The sequence below is a fragment of the Cytobacillus citreus genome, from assembly GCF_018343665.1.
Classification (GTDB): Bacteria; Bacillota; Bacilli; order Bacillales; family Cytobacillaceae; genus Cytobacillus; species Cytobacillus citreus.
Genome location: NZ_JAGYPM010000001.1, coordinates 1,273,328 through 1,296,606, shown reverse-complemented (window position 1 = coordinate 1,296,606; position 23,279 = coordinate 1,273,328). Strand labels below are relative to the sequence as shown.

General features: G+C 33.2%; 20 protein-coding genes and 3 pseudogenes. 21 read left to right on the top strand and 2 right to left on the bottom strand.

Annotated elements, in window-relative coordinates; genetic code table 11:
• Positions 1–147: 147 nt before the first annotated feature.
• From KHA94_RS06340 to KHA94_RS06305, 8 genes and pseudogenes are all read left to right on the top strand, one after another.
• Positions 148–1,044 (top strand): annotated as a pseudogene (locus KHA94_RS06340) (IS3 family transposase); the annotation flags it as partial.
• 318 nt (positions 1,045–1,362) lie between these two features.
• Positions 1,363–1,854, top strand: coding sequence for an RNA polymerase sigma factor (locus KHA94_RS06335; protein ID WP_213101221.1), 492 nt, complete (start codon positions 1,363–1,365; stop codon positions 1,852–1,854).
• Entirely contained in the window at positions 1,851–2,786 is a 936-nt protein-coding gene (locus KHA94_RS06330) for an anti sigma factor C-terminal domain-containing protein (protein ID WP_213101220.1), read from the top strand. Before KHA94_RS06335 ends, KHA94_RS06330 begins: the two co-directional genes overlap by 4 nt.
• 38 nt (positions 2,787–2,824) lie before the next feature.
• Positions 2,825–3,604: an ABC transporter permease gene (locus tag KHA94_RS06325; protein WP_213101219.1), complete on the top strand. Its 780-nt coding sequence runs from the start codon at positions 2,825–2,827 to the stop codon at positions 3,602–3,604.
• A gap of 31 nt (positions 3,605–3,635) precedes the next feature.
• Entirely contained in the window at positions 3,636–5,099 is a 1,464-nt protein-coding gene (locus KHA94_RS06320) for a permease (protein WP_213101218.1), read from the top strand.
• Between the two features lie 15 nt (positions 5,100–5,114).
• A complete protein-coding gene (locus KHA94_RS06315; protein WP_213101217.1) occupies positions 5,115–5,753 on the top strand; it encodes an ABC transporter ATP-binding protein in 639 nt (212 codons plus the stop codon).
• Between the two features lie 398 nt (positions 5,754–6,151).
• Positions 6,152–6,802, top strand: coding sequence for a hypothetical protein (locus tag KHA94_RS06310; protein ID WP_213101216.1), 651 nt, complete (start codon positions 6,152–6,154; stop codon positions 6,800–6,802).
• Positions 6,803–6,875: 73 nt separating this feature from the next.
• Entirely contained in the window at positions 6,876–7,262 is a 387-nt protein-coding gene (locus KHA94_RS06305; RefSeq protein WP_213101215.1) for a hypothetical protein, read from the top strand.
• A gap of 79 nt (positions 7,263–7,341) precedes the next feature.
• Here KHA94_RS06305 and KHA94_RS06300 read toward each other — a convergent pair whose 3' ends face one another.
• Complete coding sequence (locus tag KHA94_RS06300; protein WP_213101214.1) at positions 7,342–7,911, bottom strand: recombinase family protein; 570 nt, start codon at positions 7,909–7,911, stop codon at positions 7,342–7,344.
• Between the two features lie 640 nt (positions 7,912–8,551).
• Between KHA94_RS06300 and KHA94_RS25875 the strand changes: the two genes are divergently transcribed.
• From KHA94_RS25875 to KHA94_RS06285, 3 genes are all read left to right on the top strand, one after another.
• Entirely contained in the window at positions 8,552–8,950 is a 399-nt protein-coding gene (locus tag KHA94_RS25875; protein ID WP_249365328.1) for a hypothetical protein, read from the top strand.
• A 16-nt stretch (positions 8,951–8,966) separates the two neighbouring features.
• Positions 8,967–9,407 (top strand): RlpA-like double-psi beta-barrel domain-containing protein, encoded by a 441-nt coding sequence (locus KHA94_RS06290; RefSeq protein ID WP_213101213.1) that lies wholly within the window; start codon positions 8,967–8,969, stop codon positions 9,405–9,407.
• A 773-nt stretch (positions 9,408–10,180) separates the two neighbouring features.
• A complete protein-coding gene (locus KHA94_RS06285) occupies positions 10,181–10,573 on the top strand; it encodes a DUF3888 domain-containing protein (protein WP_213101212.1) in 393 nt (130 codons plus the stop codon).
• An 81-nt stretch (positions 10,574–10,654) separates the two neighbouring features.
• Here KHA94_RS06285 and KHA94_RS06280 read toward each other — a convergent pair.
• Positions 10,655–13,652 (bottom strand): annotated as a pseudogene (locus KHA94_RS06280) (Tn3 family transposase).
• Positions 13,653–14,130: 478 nt separating this feature from the next.
• On the opposite strand from KHA94_RS06280, the gene KHA94_RS06275 reads away from it, so the two are divergent.
• The 10 genes and pseudogenes from KHA94_RS06275 (at position 14,131) to KHA94_RS06230 (ending at position 23,181) form a co-directional block, all read left to right on the top strand.
• Positions 14,131–14,685: a hypothetical protein gene (locus KHA94_RS06275; protein ID WP_213101211.1), complete on the top strand. Its 555-nt coding sequence runs from the start codon at positions 14,131–14,133 to the stop codon at positions 14,683–14,685.
• Between the two features lie 317 nt (positions 14,686–15,002).
• Positions 15,003–15,821 carry a tyrosine-type recombinase/integrase gene (locus KHA94_RS06270; RefSeq protein WP_338030710.1) on the top strand — a complete coding sequence of 273 codons (819 nt, stop codon included), beginning with the start codon at positions 15,003–15,005 and terminating at the stop codon, positions 15,819–15,821.
• On the top strand, positions 15,712–16,713 hold the full coding sequence (locus KHA94_RS06265; protein ID WP_213101209.1) for a tyrosine-type recombinase/integrase: 1,002 nt from the start codon (positions 15,712–15,714) through the stop codon (positions 16,711–16,713). The genes KHA94_RS06270 and KHA94_RS06265 overlap by 110 nt, the downstream gene beginning before the upstream one ends.
• Positions 16,714–16,835: 122 nt before the next feature.
• A pseudogene (locus KHA94_RS06260) lies at positions 16,836–17,054 on the top strand (transposase domain-containing protein); the annotation flags it as partial.
• Positions 17,055–17,338: 284 nt separating this feature from the next.
• Complete coding sequence (locus KHA94_RS06255) at positions 17,339–17,716, top strand: hypothetical protein (protein WP_213101208.1); 378 nt, start codon at positions 17,339–17,341, stop codon at positions 17,714–17,716.
• A gap of 94 nt (positions 17,717–17,810) precedes the next feature.
• Entirely contained in the window at positions 17,811–18,590 is a 780-nt protein-coding gene (locus tag KHA94_RS06250) for an ABC transporter permease (protein WP_213101207.1), read from the top strand.
• A gap of 67 nt (positions 18,591–18,657) precedes the next feature.
• Entirely contained in the window at positions 18,658–20,094 is a 1,437-nt protein-coding gene (locus KHA94_RS06245; RefSeq protein ID WP_249365326.1) for a permease, read from the top strand.
• A 16-nt stretch (positions 20,095–20,110) separates the two neighbouring features.
• The gene (locus tag KHA94_RS06240; protein WP_213101205.1) at positions 20,111–20,749 is read left to right on the top strand and encodes an ABC transporter ATP-binding protein; all 639 of its coding nucleotides are present in this window, start codon (positions 20,111–20,113) and stop codon (positions 20,747–20,749) included.
• A gap of 732 nt (positions 20,750–21,481) precedes the next feature.
• Entirely contained in the window at positions 21,482–21,970 is a 489-nt protein-coding gene (locus KHA94_RS06235) for a TniQ family protein (protein ID WP_213101204.1), read from the top strand.
• Between the two features lie 2 nt (positions 21,971–21,972).
• The gene (locus tag KHA94_RS06230) at positions 21,973–23,181 is read left to right on the top strand and encodes a TnsD family Tn7-like transposition protein (protein ID WP_213101203.1); all 1,209 of its coding nucleotides are present in this window, start codon (positions 21,973–21,975) and stop codon (positions 23,179–23,181) included.
• The last annotated feature ends 98 nt before the right edge of the window (positions 23,182–23,279 follow it).

Here is a 23,279-nt window from a genome sequence, read left to right as displayed (position 1 = left end):
AAATACTTTACATGGATGGGTCAAGAAATATGGTGAACAGCCCGAGGTAAAGGCTGTACAAACATTTTCATCTCCAGAAGCCGAACTAAAAGCATTACAAAAACAATTGCGTGATCTGGAGGAGGAAAACGAAATTTTAAAAAAGGCGATGCACTACTTCGCGAAAAGCCCTCGGTAAAGTATGATTTTATTCATCATCATCACTCCCAATACCGAGTGGAGAAGATGTGCAAAGTCCTGGGAGTTTCTAAAAGCGGCTATTTCAAATGGATAAAACGACCAAAGAGTAGCCGACAGAAAAAGCATGAGGAACTGTCTCAACAGGTCTTGAAAACTCACATTGAATTCAAGCAACGCTATGGAAGCATAAAAATTACAAAAATGCTAAACAAGCGAGGAATAAAAGTAAGCCAGCGTACAGTTTCACGCATCATGACAAAGAATAATTGGAAATCTTGCACAACCAAAAAATATAAAGCTACGACCAATTCCAAGCACCATCATCCAATAAGTGAAAATGTGTTAAATAGACAATTTAAGGCGGACAAGCCCAACCAGTCGTGGGTTACAGATATTACGTACATCCCGACAAATGAGGGGTGGCTTTATTTGGCAAGTGTCATGGATTTGTATTCCCGCAAAATTGTCGGATGGTCTATGGATAAAACGATGACAAAGGAGCTAGTGATGAATGCTTTAAAAATGGCGTACCATCGCCAGAAGCCTGGTAATGGGCTTATTCATCACTCCGATCGTGGCGTCCAGTATGCATCAACTGAATATCAGAAACTATTAAAACAATATCAGATGATTGGCAGCATGAGCCGCAAAGGAAACTGTTACGACAACGCTTGTATCGAGTCCTTTCACGGTATTCTTAAACGTGAACTCGTTTATCAAACTAGATACAGAACAAGAAATGAAGCCAGAAAATCGATCTTTGAATATATCGAATTCTTCTATAATTCAAAGCGAATTCATTCAACTCTTGACTATCACACACCTAATGAATTTGAGAAAATGTATGTTCAAACAGTGGCATAAAATTTTCCTGCACAAAAAAGTTTAAAAATGGTTTTCTTTTAAACTTTTTTGTGCAGGCCACCAAGCGATAGCGCGGTAGAAAATCTGTGTCTATTTTCTTGACATAGTATCATCCCACCAACAAAAAGCGCAAAACCTACGTATGCTAAGCAAATTTCGACATGAAAAAAGCCGATTTTTCTTACGCTTTTATAACTATATAAAGAATTGCTTTGTAGCCCACACTATATGTTTTGATGTGGGTTATTTTTATTTTATTTAAAAAAAGTGTATACAAAGAGAGATGAAGATTCGTTTACTTTATGAAAGGAGGAAAAAATGGCATATGAATTAGATGATTTTTTTAAAAATAAAATGAATATGCTCTTCCGATATTTGCTTAAAATGGGTGTCGGCGAGGCAGATGCACAAGATATTATTCAAGACACGATGATTAAAACCTTGTCATATCTAGGAGAAATCCCAAACGATAAATTGAATGCATGGTTATTTAAAGTAGCAATGAACCGATTTTATGATATGTATCGAAAAAAGAAAAGGACCATACATATCCCAATCGAGCCAGAGCATTTAATTGATGAAGAAGGACCAGAAGAAATCATATTAACATCTGAGCAAAAAAATGAATTTAACGCTCTACTCGATCAACTTAGACCAGAATACAAGCATATTTTACTATTAAAATACGAGTTTCATTATTCCTACAAGGAAATATCAGACACGCTTGATATGAAAGAAGAAACGGTAAAGACATGGTTGTATCGGGCGAGAAAACAATTTGAAAAAGTGTACAGGAGGTCAGAACAATGAAACAAGATAAAACGCCAATGCTGGCTGATGATCAAGTCAACAAAATGTTAAATAAAGCAAAGAGAAAATCTGTATTTAAACAAATTATTATTTCAGCTGTTGTGACACTGATACTTGTCCCAACGATGTTCCTTGGGGTTAGCCATCTGTCGAATCGAAGTTATATAAACATGAATATGGAGATTGAAGATATTAATAAAATTACCCGTCCCAATACTCAACTAGTTGAAACCATGATTCGTTATGGTTTATTCGGTGGAGAAGCAGAATATACAGCCTATAAAGTGATTGAAGGCGTACCCGTTCCATTAGGAAAAGAAAATTATGAATATAACTTTTTAAATAATTTTTCTCGGAAGGACAAGTTTAACGTTATAAAAGTTCCTGAAGAAGACACTGGGGTTTTCTACCATATCAATTCAACGCAGCGAGATATGCAGTTTTATCATCCCGGAAAAAAATACAGTGACTACCAAAACGATGCAAAAATAATAGGGAGATATCCAAACGAAGTTGCAGAGATGGCTGTTTCATTTGATAAGCCATATTCAATAGAGCAGATTCAAAAGATGCTGCCCAATGGGGTGAACCCTGTATGGTACTGGGTGGACACATATGAGAATCCAGAAAAACTTGATACTCCGGACTCTTCTTTAGAAGTTTACGGTATTGCTCATAACAGTAACGATGTTGATCTAAAAAGAGACTTTCTCGGCTCAATTGAAAAGGGATTTAAAGAAGAAGGCAGGTATAAGCGAGAGTATAAAAGAATTTACGATGTTTTAAGGGATGGAAAAAAGGAACCTACAGAAGATGATGTTCAGATCATTGGGGTTGTTGTGACCGGAAAAACAGAAAATTTAACTAAATTAAATGGCCAAACCTTTGCAAAAGCAATTGTTTTAGGTGCGATGGCTAAAGAATTACATTAATACGTATCTTTTATGCTGAGGAAGAAAGGAAGAATAAAATGCTTGGACAGCAAATTAAAGCAGAATTTAAAAGTGCAGTAACAGGAAGACAGCTAATCATTTGGTCGGCATTGATCTTGGCATTTCCGACAATACAGTTTTTACTTGTTATGAATAACTATGTCTATTATAGGCAATTAGAAATATTTTTACGTGTCAATAATGGCTTTTTACCGATTCTTTTGCCACTTTTGATGGTGTTAATTTATGCAGTCCGTTTTATTGGTGAACAGAAAAATAATTTCATTCCCTATGCAAGAATTCGAATTTCATTGAAAGATTATATAGGCAGTAAGGCAATAGTAAATGCACTTTATTCTTTTAGCGCAGCGTTCTTAATGGTGTTCATACCTTTCCTATTTATTATTTATATTGAGCCAAGTCTAGGGATCATTGAACTTTATCCACCTGATTCTAGCCCCAAGGTTGCAACAACTTTTGAACAGCTCTTACCTTATGGAACGATCACATATGGGCTGATTTATTCAGCATGGGTTGGATTGAATGGAATGTTATATGCAACAATTGCTTTCTTGCTCTTACAGTTGTTAAACAATTCATTTGTAGCATTATCTATCCCATTTGCTGGTTATATGGTGATTGTATTTGTTCTTCAAATATTCCATCTTGATAAATTTTCACCGATGGATTCAGTGTTCCCGTTTGGCATTGGCCAGCAACCGTTATGGACAGTTTTTATTCCATTTTCGGCTTTATGCCTTATCACTACGGCTCTGATTTTAAACGTAAGGAAGAAGTTGTATTTCCGATATGAATAATTTAAAAGAAAATCTTTGGAGCTTATCTTTTATGAAGTGGATAGGTTTAGGCGTAATTATGTACCTATATGTTGTTAATCATATAAATAGACTTGCAATGTTTTCAACAAAGCATGACGCCACATACAATGGTTGGGATCTTATCATAACATCACTTAGCGAAAGATATCTCATCACATATTTTTTATTTCCATGGATGATTTGGCACTCTGTCTCCTTCTTATTAAAGGACTCTGATTATAACAAATTGATTCGCTTTGGTTCCTATAAAAGTTGGATTTTTTATACCCTGAAAAATTTCATCATCATGTATGGGAAATTAATGTTCTTATGGATTGCTGTCATCGTGATTTTATTAATCGGTATGCCGTTTTCCTTAGAATGGAGTGAATTTAGTCAGATAAATGATTCCAGTTTTGGATCGCAAATATTGGAAAAGCACTTTAATAACCCAGTTATAGCACTTCTATCACACATATTTTTATTTACACTTTCGATGGTTGCTACTCATTTGTTGTTAGCAATAATCTATGTTGTGACAAAAAGTAGGGTTATAACGATTTCTACAATGATTTTAATAGGTTTATGGGTAATCTGTTCAGGTAAATATCTCCCTGATTCTCTTGCTTTTTTATACCCATTAAATTACTTTTCATTGCCTATTGGTATCTATAATACCGGTAATAGCCTTGTGGCTTTTATTGTTGTAGGGACGGTACTACTATTAAGTACACTGATAATTAGTCAAGTCGATTATAACTTCCAACATGTATGGGGTTTTTTCAAAGACAAGGGAACTCTACTTATCTTTCTCTTTTTAATTAGTGCGATATTGTGGAAAGGCACTTCCGTAAACGGTATACAAACAATTGGTGACATGTTTTTTTACACCTTCTATGGAGGGTCTATTGAAGGGTTTAACTTCTTTAACTTTTTATCTTACTTTATTCTATATTTCGGTTTTGTATATGTAGTTCAATTGCATCTACAAAAGGTTCTGTCGCAAATAAGTCATTATATGATCATTCGATATCAATCAGTAAATCGATGGTTTTGGCAATGGTATCGAAAAGTAGCATTTTCTACATTAATCTACTTAACTATACTCGCATTGGTTAGCATCGTTATTGGTGGATTAGCAGGTGGAACACTAGGTTTTTCAACAACTTTTGAAAGTTCCTTTTCAACCTTTGAGCTGTACTATCACTTTTTTGTAAATGGTTATCTTCAAATTTCATTTTATGTGCTTCTTGTATTTATGATTTCTTGGCTTACTACCGATCCTTTTTATAGCTTAGTTGTCATAGGGGTATTATCTATTTTTATGTTTCCCGGTCTAAGTTTAATCAAAGTTGTTCCTGTTGGGTTGAATAGCTTAGGGTATCTAACAGGTCACTTCACGCCATATACAATAAGCATCATACTATTATTCTATATTTTACTGGAATTTAGAATCTTAAGTTTTCTGTTAAATCGAAAAGATATTACTCTATAAAAGGGGAGAAAATAAGTGGCATTAATACACATATCAAATGTAAACAAATCCTATAAAGGGCAAACAATTTTTGAAAATTTAAATTTTGATGTAGAAAAAGGCAAGATCTACGGAATTACAGGTCCAAATGGATCAGGAAAGTCCGTATTATTTAAATTAATGTGTGGATTCGTGTTTCCAGATGCAGGAAAGGTTGTTGTGAATGGTGAAGCGCTTTGGAAAAACAAACGTTTTCCAGATAACTTTGGGATTATTATTGACCGTCCAGGTTATATAGCGAATCAATCAGGGTTTGACAATTTAAAATCATTAGCAATGATTAAGGGCAACATAGGAGATGAAAAAATAAAACAAACCATGGAATTAGTCGGCTTGCAGCCTCAAGCAAAACAAAAAGTAAAAAACTATTCCCTTGGCATGAAGCAAAAACTTGCCATAGCTCAGGCCATAATGGAAGACCAGCAAACGCTTATTTTGGATGAGCCATTTAATGCTCTTGATGCTGATAGTGTTGAAAATACACGCCAGTTGATTCAAAGATTTAAAGATGAAGGTAGAACAATTTTACTTACAAGTCACAATCAAGAGGACATTGATCTTCTCTGCAATGAAGTTTATAGAATTAATAAGTTTAAGCTTGAAAAGGTTAAATAATTTAACATAAGGGATTTCGGACCTGATTTTTAGTGCGAATGTTCCTAACTTAAATGAATGTTGTCACACATCGTTATGTACGGAAACTCATGAGTAATTGAACAAAGTTCTTAGACAAGAAGAAGTATTTTATTTATCTGAATTTTATACTGGCAAATTAAATTTGCCCTTTAAACTACAAGAAATACTATAATTCACTGTATTTCACAAAAATAAGTCGAAAGTTTTCTGTTTAATTAAATATGCGAATATATTAAACTATCAATATGAACTAGAATGGAAATAATTATCTAAATTATTAAATTTTTACTACTAGAGGATTAATTATAAAGTTGTAACAACAGTCGACTAATGTGATATTGAGTAGAAGTTCTTAAAACTTTAAAGGTCGTGGTAATTTGAAAAAGAGAACCTTGTTAATCTATGTTATTTTACTTATTTTAGTATCTAGTGGTGGTTTGCTTTTAAAATCTAATTTCTTACAAAGTAGCCAGACCTCCAATAATTTAGAAAAAGAAATAAAAAATCAAGTCTATTATGTAAAATCTTTTAATTCATTGCCTGATAGAGAAATTACATTTCTAGAAGCTTATCAATTCGGTTTTAAAAAAGCAAAAGAATTAGACAAAACTGCAGAACTTATGTTTTTAAACAGTGTAGATGACGGTAAAGTAAGTGGACAGGATGGAAAAAAAGCAAACTGGCAAGGGGTATTTGCTTTACCTTATATCAACCGACAAATTGTATTCGTAATAGAAAAAGGGAAACTAAAAAGTTACGAAATAATCGATAAGTCTGATGAACTTACTATAAAAGATAAAAACATTAAAATAGATAGTCCTCAAATTGTAAAGGCAGCAATAAAATACTTTAATCTTCAACCATCTCCCAGAGATCATCCATTTTCACATGGTTATCATTTTAGAATTTTAAGAGATGAAAAAAATATTTTTTTCGCCGTGGATGGTCAAGTAGATGGTAAAGCAGTAGAGATATATTATCATCCAAAAACAGGAGAGTACATGGGTAGAACCGAAGCAAAAAAGTGACCTTAAAGGAGGTGATTTTTTATACCTTAACAATATACCTATTTAATTTTATCAAATGGAGGAGGTAATATAATTGAAAAGGTTTATTTTAGGAATTATTTTGTCAACAATGTTAATCTCATTAAATTTTGAGGGAGAAGCATCCGCAGCGTCTTACACCGACGAAAATGTTACCGCTTACACTGCATATTCTGAGAGCTTAACTTATCATGAGACAACTCCTGTATACTATACTACTGCTGCCGTTCGTCCTTTGATATGTGGTAAGCCTACTTCAGGAACGAAGTTTGCGAAGGGTACAATAATAACAACCTCTACAAGTTTGTCCTTCCCAGATGCTCGGTTAAGAAACACATTTTCTGTTTATGACATGGGCGATGAAAACTGCACACGAGATGTAACTCAAAACTTCTTTGACATATATTTTGGTAAGAAAACTGTTAACTATACTACTCGTTAAAACACTTAGAAGGCCTAGTGACAGGGTTCCTGCTGTAGACCGCAAAGTAAATTTGAAGAAATAATAAATAAAACGCGCCCTATTTTTTTATTTCTTCGAGCTTTCTTCCGTTGACTGCTCTATATAAGGAACCTTGAGATATTCCAGTTGCTGAGACTATCTCCTTTATAGAATATTCTTCACTATCATACATCCTTAGCGCAACAGCAAGTTTTTCTTTATCCAACTTGGGTCTACCTAATGTTTTCCCACGTCTTTTACTTGCTTCAAGTCCTTCCTTTACTCTCTCAGCAATAAGGTTTCTTTCTAATTCAGCAATGACACACATCATTTGGAACATGGCTTTGCCCGTAGAGGTTCTTGTATCCATATTTTCTTTTAAAGAAATGAATTGCACCCCCATCTCTTCTAACTGTTGAATAATGTTGAGGATATCCAATGTTTTACGTCCTAAACGGGAGATGCTCTCCACTGCAACCGTATCGCCTTTCCGAATGACATCAAAAAGTTGATGAAGACCTTTTCGATCTTTAACCGTACCTGTAAATTTCTCCTTAACTATTTTTTCACAACCATATTCATTAAGCATACCAATTTGCCGATCTAAGTTTTGGTCAATAGTAGATACCCGAGCATAACCGATTATCATTTGTAACCTCCAATAAACTTGTATATTTTTATTTTACTAGAGGGGTAATTATTGTAAAGGTATTTGGTAATACTTTTGGTAATTATTTTTGGTAACTTCTAATCTTAATATAATCAAAGAACATCAGGGTCATGGGGGATCATTACAAAAACACTGGTTTTTGGTAATGGTATGTATTAACATGACAGTCTGTAACGCTAAAAGCCACTTTGAATTAATAAAGAATATATTAGTAATAATTTCAAAAATAGACAAAATTATACAAAAAACATTGAAGGGTTTTAATTAAAAATAATAGAATTATATTCTTATGAAAGTAAATGAAAGGGAAAGGAGTGCTGATTAATATACAGAAAGGGAAAAAATGCAAATGATATTTTTATCTAATCTTTAATAATAAATAAAGAGGTGCTTACATGAAAAAAAAAGAAAAAATTTAATTATTGTTATATTCTTATTAATTCCGTTATTACTAGTTAGTGTTCTACTATTTGAGGATAATCGTACTCCCCAAACCGTAGCTTCTAAAGTCGAAAAACCAAAAACTGAAATAACAGTCCTAGAAGCAGTTAATCTTGCATATCCCTCTGCTTTAAAATGGAATAAAAATGCTCAATTATTAGATGTAATAAATATAGACTTGGATAAGCCAGGTAAGTCAATAGGGAGCAATGGGAAAAGAAAATATTGGAATGTGCAATTTGCGGTGCCGGATACTAATTTGCATTTTTTAGTCACTATCCATGAAGGGGAAATTGATAAAACAACGGATTTAACCAATAAAGTTAATTCCCCAATTCCAAAAGAACAATTTATAAAATTGTCAGATATAAACTACGACTCGCCTCAATTACTTAAAAAAGCGGTGAAAAAAGGCGGAGTTCAACCTGGAAAAGAATGGGCTAAAGGCTATAATTTTAATCTATACAAAGACCCAGAAACAAATATCACTCAAATGGTTGTAATTGGTTGGAATAGTGATTATAAAAAAATGGCTGCAATTTCTTTTAATGCCAATAATGGCAAATTACTTAAATAAAGGGAGGCTATTAAAAATGAAAAAGTTTGTAATTTCTATTGTAGCAGCTTTAACTTTGATTGGATTTAATTTCTATTCAGAAGCATCAGCTGCAAGCAAACATACTCATTCAAGTCAAGACGTTACTGCTTATGTAGGTTCAACTTGTGGACATGGATGTACTACAGGTTACAAAAATTCACAATTCAATACAGTTGCAGTGCATAAAGACGGATCAAATATCCCTTATATTCCTTTTGGAACTACTATTAACCTTAAGTCTTCAGTCCTTTTACCTTATGTAGATGGTACGAAGACGAAATCCGCTTTTACAGTTACTGATACTGGTGGAGGGCCAGGTAAAACTGATTATTGGATTGATATTTATTATGGAGAAGACAACTCGACAAATAGATATTGGGCAAATAAATTTGGTACTAATAATGATATAAGAATCAGCTATACTGCTTATTATTAAAAATGTACATCCTGGTTTAACAATTTGACGCTAAATGAGTTGCTTGAGCAACTCATTTTTTAATTAAAAGGAAATATTTTAACTAAGAAGTAAAACATTATTAATTTATACCTTTTTAATCTCATCTTTTTATACTTTTTGGTTCATTTCCTGTGTGACTTTCGATTGTTTTATTTGTTCAATAAGAGTATTTTTCATTTTTTCGAATGTTTGTTTTGACTCCTGTTACAGTTCGAAAGGGATAAACACTTTTTGCTTGAAAAATTGGGACACTTTTTCAAGTTAGAGACGTGCTTTTTACATGGAGAGATGTACATGATAGCCTTAGTCGATAAGGCATATTCCTTGTGTGGCTTCGTTTTATAAGAGAATCATGTTCGTAGAGGCTCCATGTCAAATGACATTGGATTTAATCTAATTTCCAGTAAAGTGTGTCACTTGAATGAGCAGAAACTGTGTCATTTTACTTGACGGTCACAACGCCCCGTTACTTCTGCCATATGGTATCCATCTTGAGTTTTAGGGGGAGGACTTTGTTTTGTTTTAACGAATAGGATGCCTATGTTTTCGACCTTACTAATGATCAGATAATTATTCAAAGAATTGGAATTACCAAACAACCCAAAATTTAAATTTAATTTCATGACAGTTATAAAGGAGTACCAAAAGGTTAACAAAAAGAAGAAATAATTACTTTACAAAGCCAAATGCCTTAGTATAAAAAACATCGGCATGGGGAAAATAAGGTAAAAATATGGAGGTTCTTATGACTTATGAAGAAAAGCCTTTTAATATTAGTTACCTTCTTGACTCTTTTCTCTTATTCTCACGTTCAAGCTGAAACCGTAACTAAAAATGATGTACAGTTGCGCGATGATGTGATCCTCGATTTGCTTTTTCCATCCATCGACAAAGCACTCGAAAAACATTTCGGCAAACCGAAGCAGTATTATTGCGAACAGATTCACCAAATCAATAAGATGGTAGAAAACAAAACCTACAGCTACTTTAATGTCACCTTGCAAGTAACAACATTTGAAGGTGCTCACGATTTCCCATATGATTTAGTTACTATCACTTTTAGTAATAAAAATAGTATGGAGTGGCGGGCTATTGATGTCAAAAGCAGAACGTTAAAACCAAAAGAAATAACTAAATGCCATTGAAATAGGGTATTTTATTACGAAGCAAATAAAAAATCGGGTACAGTTTAGTCTGTATCCGATTTTTTCGCAAAATGATGAGAATTATGATAATTTCAACTTAATATGTATTCGTTGATCCATATCGAGTTCAAATGTTCCATATGGATTAACGTGATGGTAAAATAAAGGTGTTAATCCTCTAAAATCTTCCAATGTCATTTTCTTCAACCAATATTGATTGTTGTCATATAGTACTTCTTGTACCATTAAGGTATTCATATAAACTAAGCAATTTTGCAGTAATTGAAGTGATAAGGCAGACACCTCTTGATCTTCTATCGAATTGGAACGAATCTCACTGTTTTTTCCGTAGAAAATATAAGTATTCACCGAATTCCATTGTTCCACTGTGTTTAATCCTTCATGGATCTCTCTTCGAATCTCTTCATACGTGTAAGTAATTACATAAAAAGATTGTTTTGATCGCTTTTCCTAATTCACATAAAGCCTGGTAGGTAGGATGTTTCGTATCCCTTGTAAATCGCTTTAATATGGATTCGGCAGAAGCAGTACCCAATCGTAGAGCAGTTGCAAACTTAATGATTTGTTCATACTGTTGCCGAATAAGATCCCAGTTAATCGGTCTACTTAAAACCTGTTGTAGGTGAGGATATTCCTCATTCATGCCGGCTTCTGGACGATATAACTTTTGAGACCCGATATTTTTAAAGCGTGGCATCAGTTTAAAACCAAGTAAATGACAAAAAGCAAAAGCAACGACACTTTGTCCGTGTGTATCGACATAATTTCTGTCAACTTCCATATCCGTACAGTGACGAAGAACCCCTTCCATCATTGCTGCCACCTCAGAAGAAAGGCATGACTTAAGCTGAGAATAAATACAAGCTGACTTACGATCTGTATGCCAATAGATCATGACTCCTTGTTTCTTGTAACGTGGATGCCATTCAGAAAGCAGGTTCTGATCCCAAGAGCCAAAATGTTTTGAATCGGAAGCACATGCAGTGGTAGCTTCTCCCCATACCTCTTTCATTCGATTGTAGATGATATGGTTGGTAACCTCTGGGTTGGCTTTTCGCAAATGATCCTTATGAATAAACTTTTGACGTATATACCGAAGTTCCCGATAACTATCTAGGTGGTTTCCAGCAGAAACAGTTTTTAATCCTGTATTTGTTCCCAATCCAAATAAACTTAGAAGAAGCCGTCGTTGGACGGTTTCTCGTTCTAAAATCTCTCGATTGGCTGTGGTTTTAAAATGTTTCGTAAACCCCGTATGAAAATCTGTTTCTTTTAGTAAATCCAATAGGTTAATGTCAGACCAACGGTTCTTAACCTCCTGTTTAAGCATCGTCATGTGTGGAGGTTCTGGTTGCTTTTCAAGTGGAGAAACTTTAATCCATCCTTTATTATTTTTGGTAGTAATCGCTACTTTTTCATTACTTTGATCGCCTAGCCCTTGATTCAATAAATGGAGTTTATCTTTCATCAACTGTATAATATCATTGATAAAAGGCTCTACATCAAGAGGGGCTTTCAGTGCTTGAAAATATTCTTCCTTGTGTTCATCAAAATCTTGTGGGAGATCTTCATCTGGGTTTCGATATCGATCAGCGCCCTCAATCCAAATTTCTTTACAACGAAGTCTAGTGCGAAGCGATTGTATCACAGCAATTTCATAATTGATTCGATTTACTCTTTCAATCCCTTTGCTGTCGGTCTCGACAATAACGTCTTTCCATTTTGGCTGAATTACGCCTTCAATGGGAACTTCATCTCCAGTAGCAAAATAACGTTGCCCACTTTCTCCATATTCTCGTATGAGTTGGATAGCCTCAATAATTGGCTGATGAAATTGATTATTTGAGCGAAAAGTAAGGTTGTTTAAAATTTTGAAAAGAGACTTCCGATAATGTCCTTGGTAAGAAGAATGCATTTTTGTATAGATTTTTTCTTTGTACTCCCGGTTATTTTTTGTCATGTCCTTAATAATATCCCGAATCATTTCAGAGCTAACAATAGGGAATAAAGTATCTTGAATGACCCCTTCTGGGTGACCTACGGTTGCTTTTAATAAATTGACAATATGTTTATTTTTTCCTTGGACTTTTTCTAATTCTTCTACTGCTTCTTTTCTGGTTGTGTTCTTGGCTTTATTTCCGAATTTAAGCGTAATTTCATCCAATAAATCAGCTAAATAATCAATGACTTCCTCATGACGATGCGAAAATAAAATGGCAAGAAGAGTATAGCGAATGGATGCAGGGTGTGCGCGCAATTCCGTTACGGTTTCTGTAGCTGCACGAACTCGATATTTTTTTACTAGCTTAGGAGACATCTGCTTACATAAATCATCTGGAATTTGAAGATGGCGAATGGCTAATAATTTTTTGATTTCCATTTCCATGGTATTTACACTTGGTTTGCTAGGAGAAGATAAAAGTCGTCGAAAAGTTAAAATATCTGATTCCTTTTCCTTATGAAACTCTTCTTCAAAACCTTCTGGTGATACCTCATCATCATGAGATTCCAGAAGCGCATCTAATCGTGAACAAGTCTTAGAAGACAGCTGTTGATAGATTGTTTGATACAAATTCTTTTCAAAAGTATCAATGGCTGAATCGATCATACGCTTTAAACTTCCATTTGAAGGAGGCTCGACTTTCCACTTACGAAACAGACTGTATGCCTGAACTTTTAGATAGTCGGTATCGTGCGTAAAGTGAACTTGTTCGTTTAACCAATCTGTCAAAAAAACATTGTCCTTTGCCGTAAGTTCTCTAAAGCCGAAAAATTCCCTAATTTGCTTTCGATGGTAAGTAAAATTTCTTTCCTCTGCCCCCCAACGATAGTCCTCAAAAAGATCTGCAGATATTTCCAATTGATTCGCTATGTATTCAACTATGACCTTGGGAATATCTTGTTTCTTGGACGGAAATCTAGCCTCTTGTTGAAAATACTTTAATAATACTGCAAATCCTAAACGACTTGCCCCTGTTTTATTACCAATTAATTTTTTCTCAATTGGTAATACTCCAAAGTGCTCGAGTAACTCATCTTCATTCCAATTTCGTTTCATAAAGCCTCTTCCCCTAATCTAAAGTAATTACTAATTTGAGTGTAATCTATTGATTAGAGGATGAAAACAATACTTTGCGGTCTAGAGCAGCTACCCTGTCACTAAGCCTAGAAGAGGAGTAGATACAATTGATCTGCTCTTCTTTTGTTTCTTTATATCAAAATGGTTAATTTCAGCAAGCTATTGTGTATCATTTACTTGAGTGTACTTTTCATATTCTTTCTATGGAAACAAGAAAGGAAAATGGATATTGTATAATAGAAAATTCATTCTAAATCAACATCAAGTAGAAAAAACCGATTCCTTAGCGTAGGAAAAATCGGCTTTTTTTATGTCGAAATTTGCTTAGCGTATGTTTTCCGCGTTTATCTTAAACTAGCTAAAAACGCACTATTCATAGTATACAAAGTAAAGAAAACCGTCCTAATTGTTACACTGTAGACATGATATCTTAACTCTGTAAACAATGAATAAACCATTGATAGGCAAAGGTTTTCTATTTACGAGTCAAGATAAATGCATTTTGTTGGTGGGACCCCATTATAAACTAAAGGAAATGGATTTTAATAGAGCAGCAATATTAGAGGAAGTTTTAAGTATGCGTTACTCAATTAATCAGAATAAAAATACTGACAATATTAAAGAAACGGAACCTGATTCTATTATAAAAGATGGTTTAAATGAAAATTTGTTTGTTACCAAAAATAAAGAAAAGTTACAGTCTGTTTTTGTTGAAATAGAAGGGAAAGAACTTACATTGTCTGTTGGAAATGATACAGAAAAAGCAATGAGATATGCAATAGTAGCTTTTAAAGATTGGGAACAAAATAAAATCATAAATAATCAAGATGTTATTTATACTACTGTTCCTTCGGGAGTAAGGCAAATTTTTGATTTTAACTTACCTAATGTGGATAACGAAACTAATTTTCAATTATTAGCTCTACCTTTTCCATATGAGGTCAGTAATGAAAATTATATCAGTCAACAAGCTTTTGGTTCTTTCCGAATTGTCATTCAAAATAAAGACTAAAAAATAATCCAGGAAGGAGCATTATAACTTGTTTACTATAATTACGTTTTCGATTTTATTATCATTGTTTTTTTAGCTATGGCAAAAACGGTAAGAGATAATTCGAAAAAATAAGATAGTTTTTTACATTTAAATGTTCTTATATAATACCACCAAAATAAAGCCGAGGATTCCTTAGCATAGGAAAAATCGGCTTTTCTTATGTCAAAATTTGCTTAGCGTGTATTTTTCCCGTTTTGATACGGTGACCCCATACACGTTGGTATAGAGCACGGAGATTAGAAACTGTTCATGTTTTCGCAAAATATGCTTTTTCCATTGATAAAAATACACAAATACCCCCAACAGGAATCTTTGGTAAATGCCATGGTCGCGTTGCTCCCTACATCTACTCTAATGACGAAGTCATTATACTTATGGATCATGCAAAAAAACTAATTTCTCCAGACAACTTAAGGGCAAGTGCTATCATTACAGCTATTGGATTATTGTGGGCAACTGGAATGCGGGTATGCGAATTATACCGATTACTGCAAAATGATATTGATTTCGATAAAATGGAAATCCATATTAGAGATACGAAATTTCATAAAGAACGGTATATCCCTATTCATAAAACAGTTATTGAAGCATTACAGAGGTATGCAAAATTTCGGGATAGTTTATATCCAAACAGTGATAGTGCCCACTTTTTTCTTACAACGGGTGGACAAGTACTTACAAAAAGACATCTTGAATATAATTTTGCAAAGGTTCGTCAATATCTATTGCCAAATGGGAAAAACTGTTGGGATAGACGTCCGCCAAGGCTATACGACCTAAGACACACCTTTGCTTGTAATACTATAATTCGTTGGTATAAAGAAGGAGCTGATGTTAATCATAATCTATTGCTACTTTCAACGTACCTTGGGCACGTCAAGCCAAGCGATACTTATTGGTATTTGACGGGAACTCCTCAACTTCTAGCTATTACTACTGAACAGTTTGAGAACTTTTCCCGTGGGTTCGGAATGGAGGAAAGCTATGAAAAATTATATTTTTCAATCATTATTACAATGCTTCTTTTTGGACCGGCTAATAAAACAAAAAAATGCATCTTCATTTACTGTAAGTTCGTATCGGGATACTTTTAGGATTTTTCTTAAATTCATGAAAGAGAAAAAACAATGTGCCCCTTCCAAAGTAACAATCGAAATGGTAAATGCAGAAAACGTAATTGACTTTTTAAACTACATTGAGTTTATAAGAAATAATTCCGTTAATACCAGAAATAACCGATTAGCAGCTATACATTCGTTTATGGAGTATGTTTCATTTCAGGCTCCTGAGTATTTAGGCATTGTTCAAAGGGTTATGACAGTTCCTTTTAAGAAAACAGAAACAAGAATTATTGATTACCTAATTAAGGAAGAGGTCGATTCAACCCTGGGGGCATGTAACCTGAACTGCTGGTTAGGTAGACGTGACCGCTTAATGATTTCAATTCTTTATAATACTGGGGTAAGGGTTTCGGAATTAGTTTCAATTAAAATAAAGGACATTACCATAAATAAAAATGGAACAGGATTAATCCATGTAATAGGCAAAGGACGAAAAGAAAGAACCATTCCTTTATGGAAATCAACACAAGCTTATTTAGTAGACTATATGGCAGAAATGAGGTGTTCAGATGAAGATTACTTGTTCAAAAATAATCAGGGTGAAAATCTCACACGTTCCGGGGTGGCATATCGCTTAGATTGTCTGGTGAAAAAAGCAGCTCTTCATTGCCATTCTTTACTTAAAAAACGAGTGACTCCGCATGTTTTTCGTCATACAACAGCGATGCATTTATTAGAAGCAGGAGTTGATATTTCGACAATAGCTATCTGGCTGGGTCATGAAAGTATTGAAACCACCCATAAATACATGGTTGCTGATATTCGGTTAAAAGAAAAAGCATTGGCAAAGGTTAATGAGCCTATTGTTTCAGAATTCAGATACAGGCCTTCTGAAGATATCCTTAATTTTCTTGATAGTTTATAATCTAAATTATGTAATATTTTATCCTGCTTGATTATTTCTAAAGTAGCGTAAGCAATGCTTATGCTACTTATATTTTTATAATCGACTGAACATAAATTCTTTTATGTTTTCAAGAACATAAAAGAAAAAACTGGCTTTTTTCGGTCAGCGAAGCCGGCGCAAAAGCAAATGCCATTTGTTTGAGTATCGCAGAAACAGCCAAAAGTAACGGGATTGATTTCTACGAATACATAAAGAAACTTTTAAAGGATCTTCCGAATCTCGGGATCCATCAAAACCCTGAAATTTTAGATCAATACATGCCCTGGTCAAAAATGATCCAGGCTGAATGTAGCAAATAAATTAAATAAGCCGTATATTCGATTGAAAAAATCGGGATAAACGGCTATTTGTGTTGCGTACCGGTAAGGTGCGCTTATTTTTTATAATTCGGGCTTACCTTAGAGTTGTTTGTATAGTAGTCTGCGCGGATACGTAGTATCTCGTAAATATTTACCTATTACCACTAATAGGGCTTCGGTAAACCGCAATTTTATTTACGGTGAAGTTTAATAGAATTTATGTGAGAATAATAGTGTGAGATACTTACAGTATCTACCAAACAAATTACAAGGAGATGTTGTAAATGAAAAAGAAACTTGCAGTAATGGCATTAGCAGCAGGGCTTGTGACTACAGGAAGTATGGCTCAGGCTGGAACAACGTATTCAGGATATGATGTAATCGTGCCTGGGTTTAATAGCAGTGGATTTTCTCCTCAGCAAACAAAATCTACAAGTAATGCATCTGCTGATCTAAAAGTCAGTATACTTGGTAAACCAATGGATGCTAGGGCACATTCACACAGTGGAGGAACCGGAGCTTGGGTACGTCTTTCAACTGTTGGCGGTCCTTTCAAATTACCTAATACCATCAAATCAGGTAATCCAACTAGAGTAGAATTCGACTCCGATTGGAATCAAACAGTTGATGCGAGGGTAAAGGGAGAGTGGAGAAGTAATTAATTTTTTCTGATAACAAGAATCAGTCAAATTTATTTGACTGATTCTTGTTTAAAGTCAAAATGGAAATATTGTTAATAAGACAGGAGATTTTAAAATGTTAGGACATCAACTTAAAGCTGAATTTAAAAGGGTAGCAACCTGGCGGCAGTTTACTATTTGGATGTTATTAATATTGGTAATACCAACTATTCAATTTTTATTAATTAAAGACAATTACGTATTTTATAGACATTTGGACCTTTTCCTGCGGTTAAATTCTAATTTTATTCCATTGCTTTTCCCTATAATAATGGTCCTTGTAAATACAATTCATTTTGTTGGAGAACAAAAAAACTATTTTATTCAATACACTCGTATTCGTATTCCTTTATCTACTTACTTATTTAGTAAGTTATTAACTAATGCTGTTCTATCTTTTTCTATAGCATTTTTAATTACATTCATTCCTTTTGTCTTTTCTATGTATATCGAACCATATCTTGGTATAGTAAAGTTGTATCCTACAGAAGGCAATCCTATTCCATATACAACATTTGAGCAGCTCCTCTTTCTTGGAACTTTACCATACGGAATAATTTATTCGCTTTGGGTGGGACTTAACGGAATGATGTATGCGACGATTGCTTTATTGGCTCTTATGATATTAGAAAAATCTTTTATAGCACTTTCAATTCCTTTTATGTATTACTTACTCGCTAATTTTATTACACAAGCGCTAGGTTTTGACAAATTTTCACCATCCAACACAATTTTTCCATTTAGTATATCGCAACAACCTTTATGGACAGTATTTGTTCCGTTTACAATATTATGCATTGCCGTTATCATATTAGGTTTGTATTTAAAGGAGAATATGAATAAACGCTATGAGTAGTATATTAAGAAGTAATTTTAAGAGTTTTATAGATGAAGCTTTTAAGTTTAGGTGGATAATATTAGGGATGGCTTTATATGTGTTTGGTTCGAGAAGTAAAGAACAATTATTTTATTTTTCGACTCAGACTGAATTGTTAATAAATAAGTGGGATTTAGTTTTTAATTTCCTAAGTAACATTTATCTAATTATATATGTTATATTGCCAATTTTAATATATCGATCAGTCTCTATTATTATATCTGATTTTGAATATATTATTTTAATTAGATTAGGATCCTATCGAAAGTGGGTTTATCAAACCTTAAACAAGTTTTTCAAAACTTTTGCGGTATTAGTTGTTGTCTGGATCTCAGTCATAGTGATTTTAATGATTGGTGCTCCTCCATTTAGCGGATGGAGTCCGTTTAGTGAACTAAATGAATCATTAAGCGAATCACAGATACTAGAAAAGTTTATAAGTATGCCCTCTTTGGGGATATTCTTACAATTTATTTTATTTACACTAAGTTTAATCTGTATTCACTTTAGCCTATCGCTAATTTATGTTATGTCAAAAAGAAAAGGGATTGTAATATCTATAGCTATTCTATTATGGTTATATGGTGTTGCATCATTCAGAATTTTGCCCGATAGTGCTTTTTTCTTTGATTTGTCTAACTATTTACTATTGCATTGGGGAGCAATAGGGTTTGGAAATATATGGGGGCCTATAATTATTGTAGTGGGCATACTACTCATCCATATTTGGATTTTAGGTAAAATTGATTTAAATCAAAATGTTTTTAAAAAATCTCCAATCTGGATATATATTCTATTTTTGGTTATTACCTTAATAGTTTTATGGTCAGGCACTCAAGAGGCATCATCTAAGAATGTTTGGGATAAATTTATTATAATTTTTTTAGGTGGTTCATTAAACGGTTTTAATCTAAAAGCTTTTTTTTCCTATTTTATTATTTATGTGGGATTTATATATTTAATTCAATTGTACTTACAAAGAGAATTAAGAGAAATTGGATACTATAAACTTTTACGCTATCATTCGGTAAATAAGTGGTTCTGGAGCTGGTATAAAAAAATAATTATCTACATTGGGCTCTATTTATTATCACTTTCATTATTTTCATTAATTCTATCTTTCTTAACAGGTTCTTCTTTAAGTTTCTATATTTCTATAAAGGACACTATTACAATATATGAAACGTTGTTTCACTTTTTTGTTAACGGTTATCTACAATTGCTATTCTACACGTTATTTGTATTTATCATTGCTTGGCTGTGCAAAGAAACATTTTATAGTTTAGTCGGTATAAGTATACTTTCAATTTTTATGTTTCCAGGTCTGAATGCGAAATTAATTATGCCTTATGGATTAAACAGTATGGGGTATATACTAAATGGCCACTCAACTTATTATATAAGTCTTGTTTTATCCATATGGATTATCGTGGAAATTATAGTTATTTTATATATCTTTAATAAAAAAGATATAGATTTATAAAAAGGAAGTGGAAAATTTGTCGTTTATAGAGATTAATCATGTTAGTAAGTCGTTTAAAGGAATAACTATATTTGAAAATCTGAATTTTACGGTAGAAAAAGGTAAAATATACGGTATTATTGGTCACAACGGTTCTGGTAAGTCGGTATTGTTCAAGTTAATATGTGGATTTATTTTTCCTGAATCCGGAAAAATAATTGTAGATGGGGAAGAGTTAGGAACAAATAAACGATTTCCAAATAGTTTTGGAATTATAATTGACCGACCTGGATACATTGCTGGAAAAACAGGTTTTGAGAATTTAAAAGCACTTGCAATGATTGAAAACAAAATTAGTAATGACAAAATAAAGCAGACAATGGAAATGGTAGGATTACAACCAGAAGCAAAACAAAAAGTAAAAAATTATTCTCTTGGAATGAAACAAAAGCTTGCAATTGCTCAAGCAATTATGGAAGATCAACAAACTCTAATTTTAGATGAACCTTTTAACGCACTTGATATAGATAGCGTTGGGAATATTCGCCAGTTGCTTCAAGGGTTTAGAGAAGAAGGTAGAACTATCATACTTACAAGTCACAATCAAGACGACATCAACCTTCTCTGCGATGAAGTTTATAGAATAAATAATTATAGACTTGAGAAAGTGAAATAATTGGATGAATCGTTTCTATATATTAACAGAACGAATATTAAACAACTTTATTATTACATCATTGAAGTATGATTCAGGAATTACACCAAAAATTAAACAACATTATTTTTACACCGTCAATATTTGTGGACGGTGTAATGCGTATTTACGGCTTCAAAATTAAACAACTTTTATCATATAACAAAATAGCCGGTTTTAACCACGTTAAGGGTTTAGCCCGCTTAATTTATTCTATTCTTGGCTTAATGGCCGCAATGATTCTAAGGTGGTAGCTCCTTTATGGGAAAATCCCCCTGAATCAAAAATTAATAAAAGTACTATTTATAAAATGCTTCCAGGTTATGTTCAAAGCAGGTGCTATTCCTACAGTGCCTTCTTACCAAGGACGATACAATTAATTGAGCAAAGTATAGAAACAGATGATCAATATTTTGTTAGAAATTTTCCAAAAGTAGTTGATTGGTTCAAAGAGTCTAGGTATAAAACGTTATCATTAAAATTAATTCAAAATAGGTTTAAATCGTATAAAAAGTGTTCGATTATGGTTATACAATGGATAGAGGTTCAAATCGCTCTAATTAATAGGTCTTGAGGAGATTTAAAAAAATATGCATTTTTTCCCCCCTCTTTATCCAGACGAATTGCTGTATAGTGCATTTGCTAGATATCATACTTATTCAGGTAATGAAAATTTTAAAAAAACCATGAGAGATTTATTCGAGTGTGAAGTCGGTGTGTTCTGTAACTGATCTACCATGTCATCTTGATATATTAAGTAAACGTATCCCTGGCAATGCTATTAGTAAAGAAAAACTAGTTCAAAAACACACTTTACTGCTATACTATAGCCATTTTATTCCTCAGGAGCGTTTAGAAAATATTCTATTTGAAATGTACTTTAATAAAGGCAGCTCGGTTCATATGAAACTAGGCTTAACAGCTAATAGTGTTAAGTCTCATCGATACTTAAAGTACTGTATATCTTGTGCCAGAAATGATCGATATCAGTATGGTTTAGCCTATTGGCATCGTGTACATCAACTACCTGGGGTAACTGTATGTTACAAGCATAAAAATCAGCTCTGGGAATCCAATGTTCTTTATGCTCAAAGAAGAAATAAGCATGAATTTATTCCTTTAGATACAATCTTGGAAGATGTAAGTTTTATGGGGGGATTTGTTGAAAACCATTTGAGTTTGCTTATTGCGGAGAACTCTTAAATATGAAACCTAAAAGGTCTGTAAAATTAGAACATATCAGATATAGCTATTTATATGAGTTACAAAAATTAAATATGTTGTCGGCTAAAGGAAGAATTAAGTTTAATAATCTTATCTCTAGTTTTAACAACTATTTTAGGAATGATTTATTAGCTTCGATAGGAAGTCAAGTGGAAAGAGATAATCATGAAACATGGTTACATAAGGTATTACGAAATTCTGGAGATGTAATTCATCCTCTTAAACATATTTTATTACATATTTTCTTTGGTATGAAAATAGATTCTACAATTAAAGGAAGTAATTTAATGATTTCAATTCCTCACCCATTTGGTAATGGCCCATGGCCTTGTTTAAATAAAACAGCAGAGCATTTCGGGGAAAAAGTAATTCCTTTATGTGAAATAACAAGATGCCATAATACTGGTAAACCTGTTGGAACTTTTACTTGCAGCTGTGGATTTGTTTACTCACGTAGAGGTCCAGATAGTTCTGAAATAGATCAAATGAAAATTGGGAGAATCAAGAATTTCGGTAGTGTTTGGGAGACTAAACTTTGTGAGTTATGGGACAATAAAAATCTGTCCTTAAGAGAGAAAGCAAGACAATTAGGTGTGGACCCACAAACTGTCAAGCGAAAGGTTAATGTTTCATCTCAGGTGACCAATGAAAATAGTCAAAAACCTAACAAATTACAACAAATAAAAGTAAAGAGAAATGAATGGTTGTCCTTAAAAGGGGAAGATACATCTCAACAAAGAAAGACAGTGTACAACTGGCTATATAAACATGATAGAGATTGGTTAATGCAAACTAGACCAATTAATAAAGGTAATTCTTATAGTAATAATCGTGTCAACTGGGTACAAAGAGATGAGGAAATAGCAGAAAAGGTAAGAGACATAGTGAATAAGTTGAAACCAATAAAACGAGTAAGGATATCTAAAACGGAAATAGGAAGGCAAATAGGGGCTTTGTCTTTAATAGAAAACCAGCTAGATAAATTACCAAAAACGGAAAAAGAATTAGAAAAAGTTGTAGAGAATATAGAACAATTTCAAATTCGTAGAATTGATTTAAGTATCGCAGAATTAGTGAGAAGTAATGAGATATTAAAAGCATGGAAAGTTGCAAAAAAAGCAGGATTAAAGACGGAAGCTTATAATCGATTGAAGGAAGAAATATTAAAAAAAATTAATAATGTTAGTTAATGTCTTATTAAAAAATCATTCGTATATACAGTTTCTGTATCTAAAAAGAATAATATAAGTTATGGTTACCAACTTATGCTATTAAATAAACTTAATGT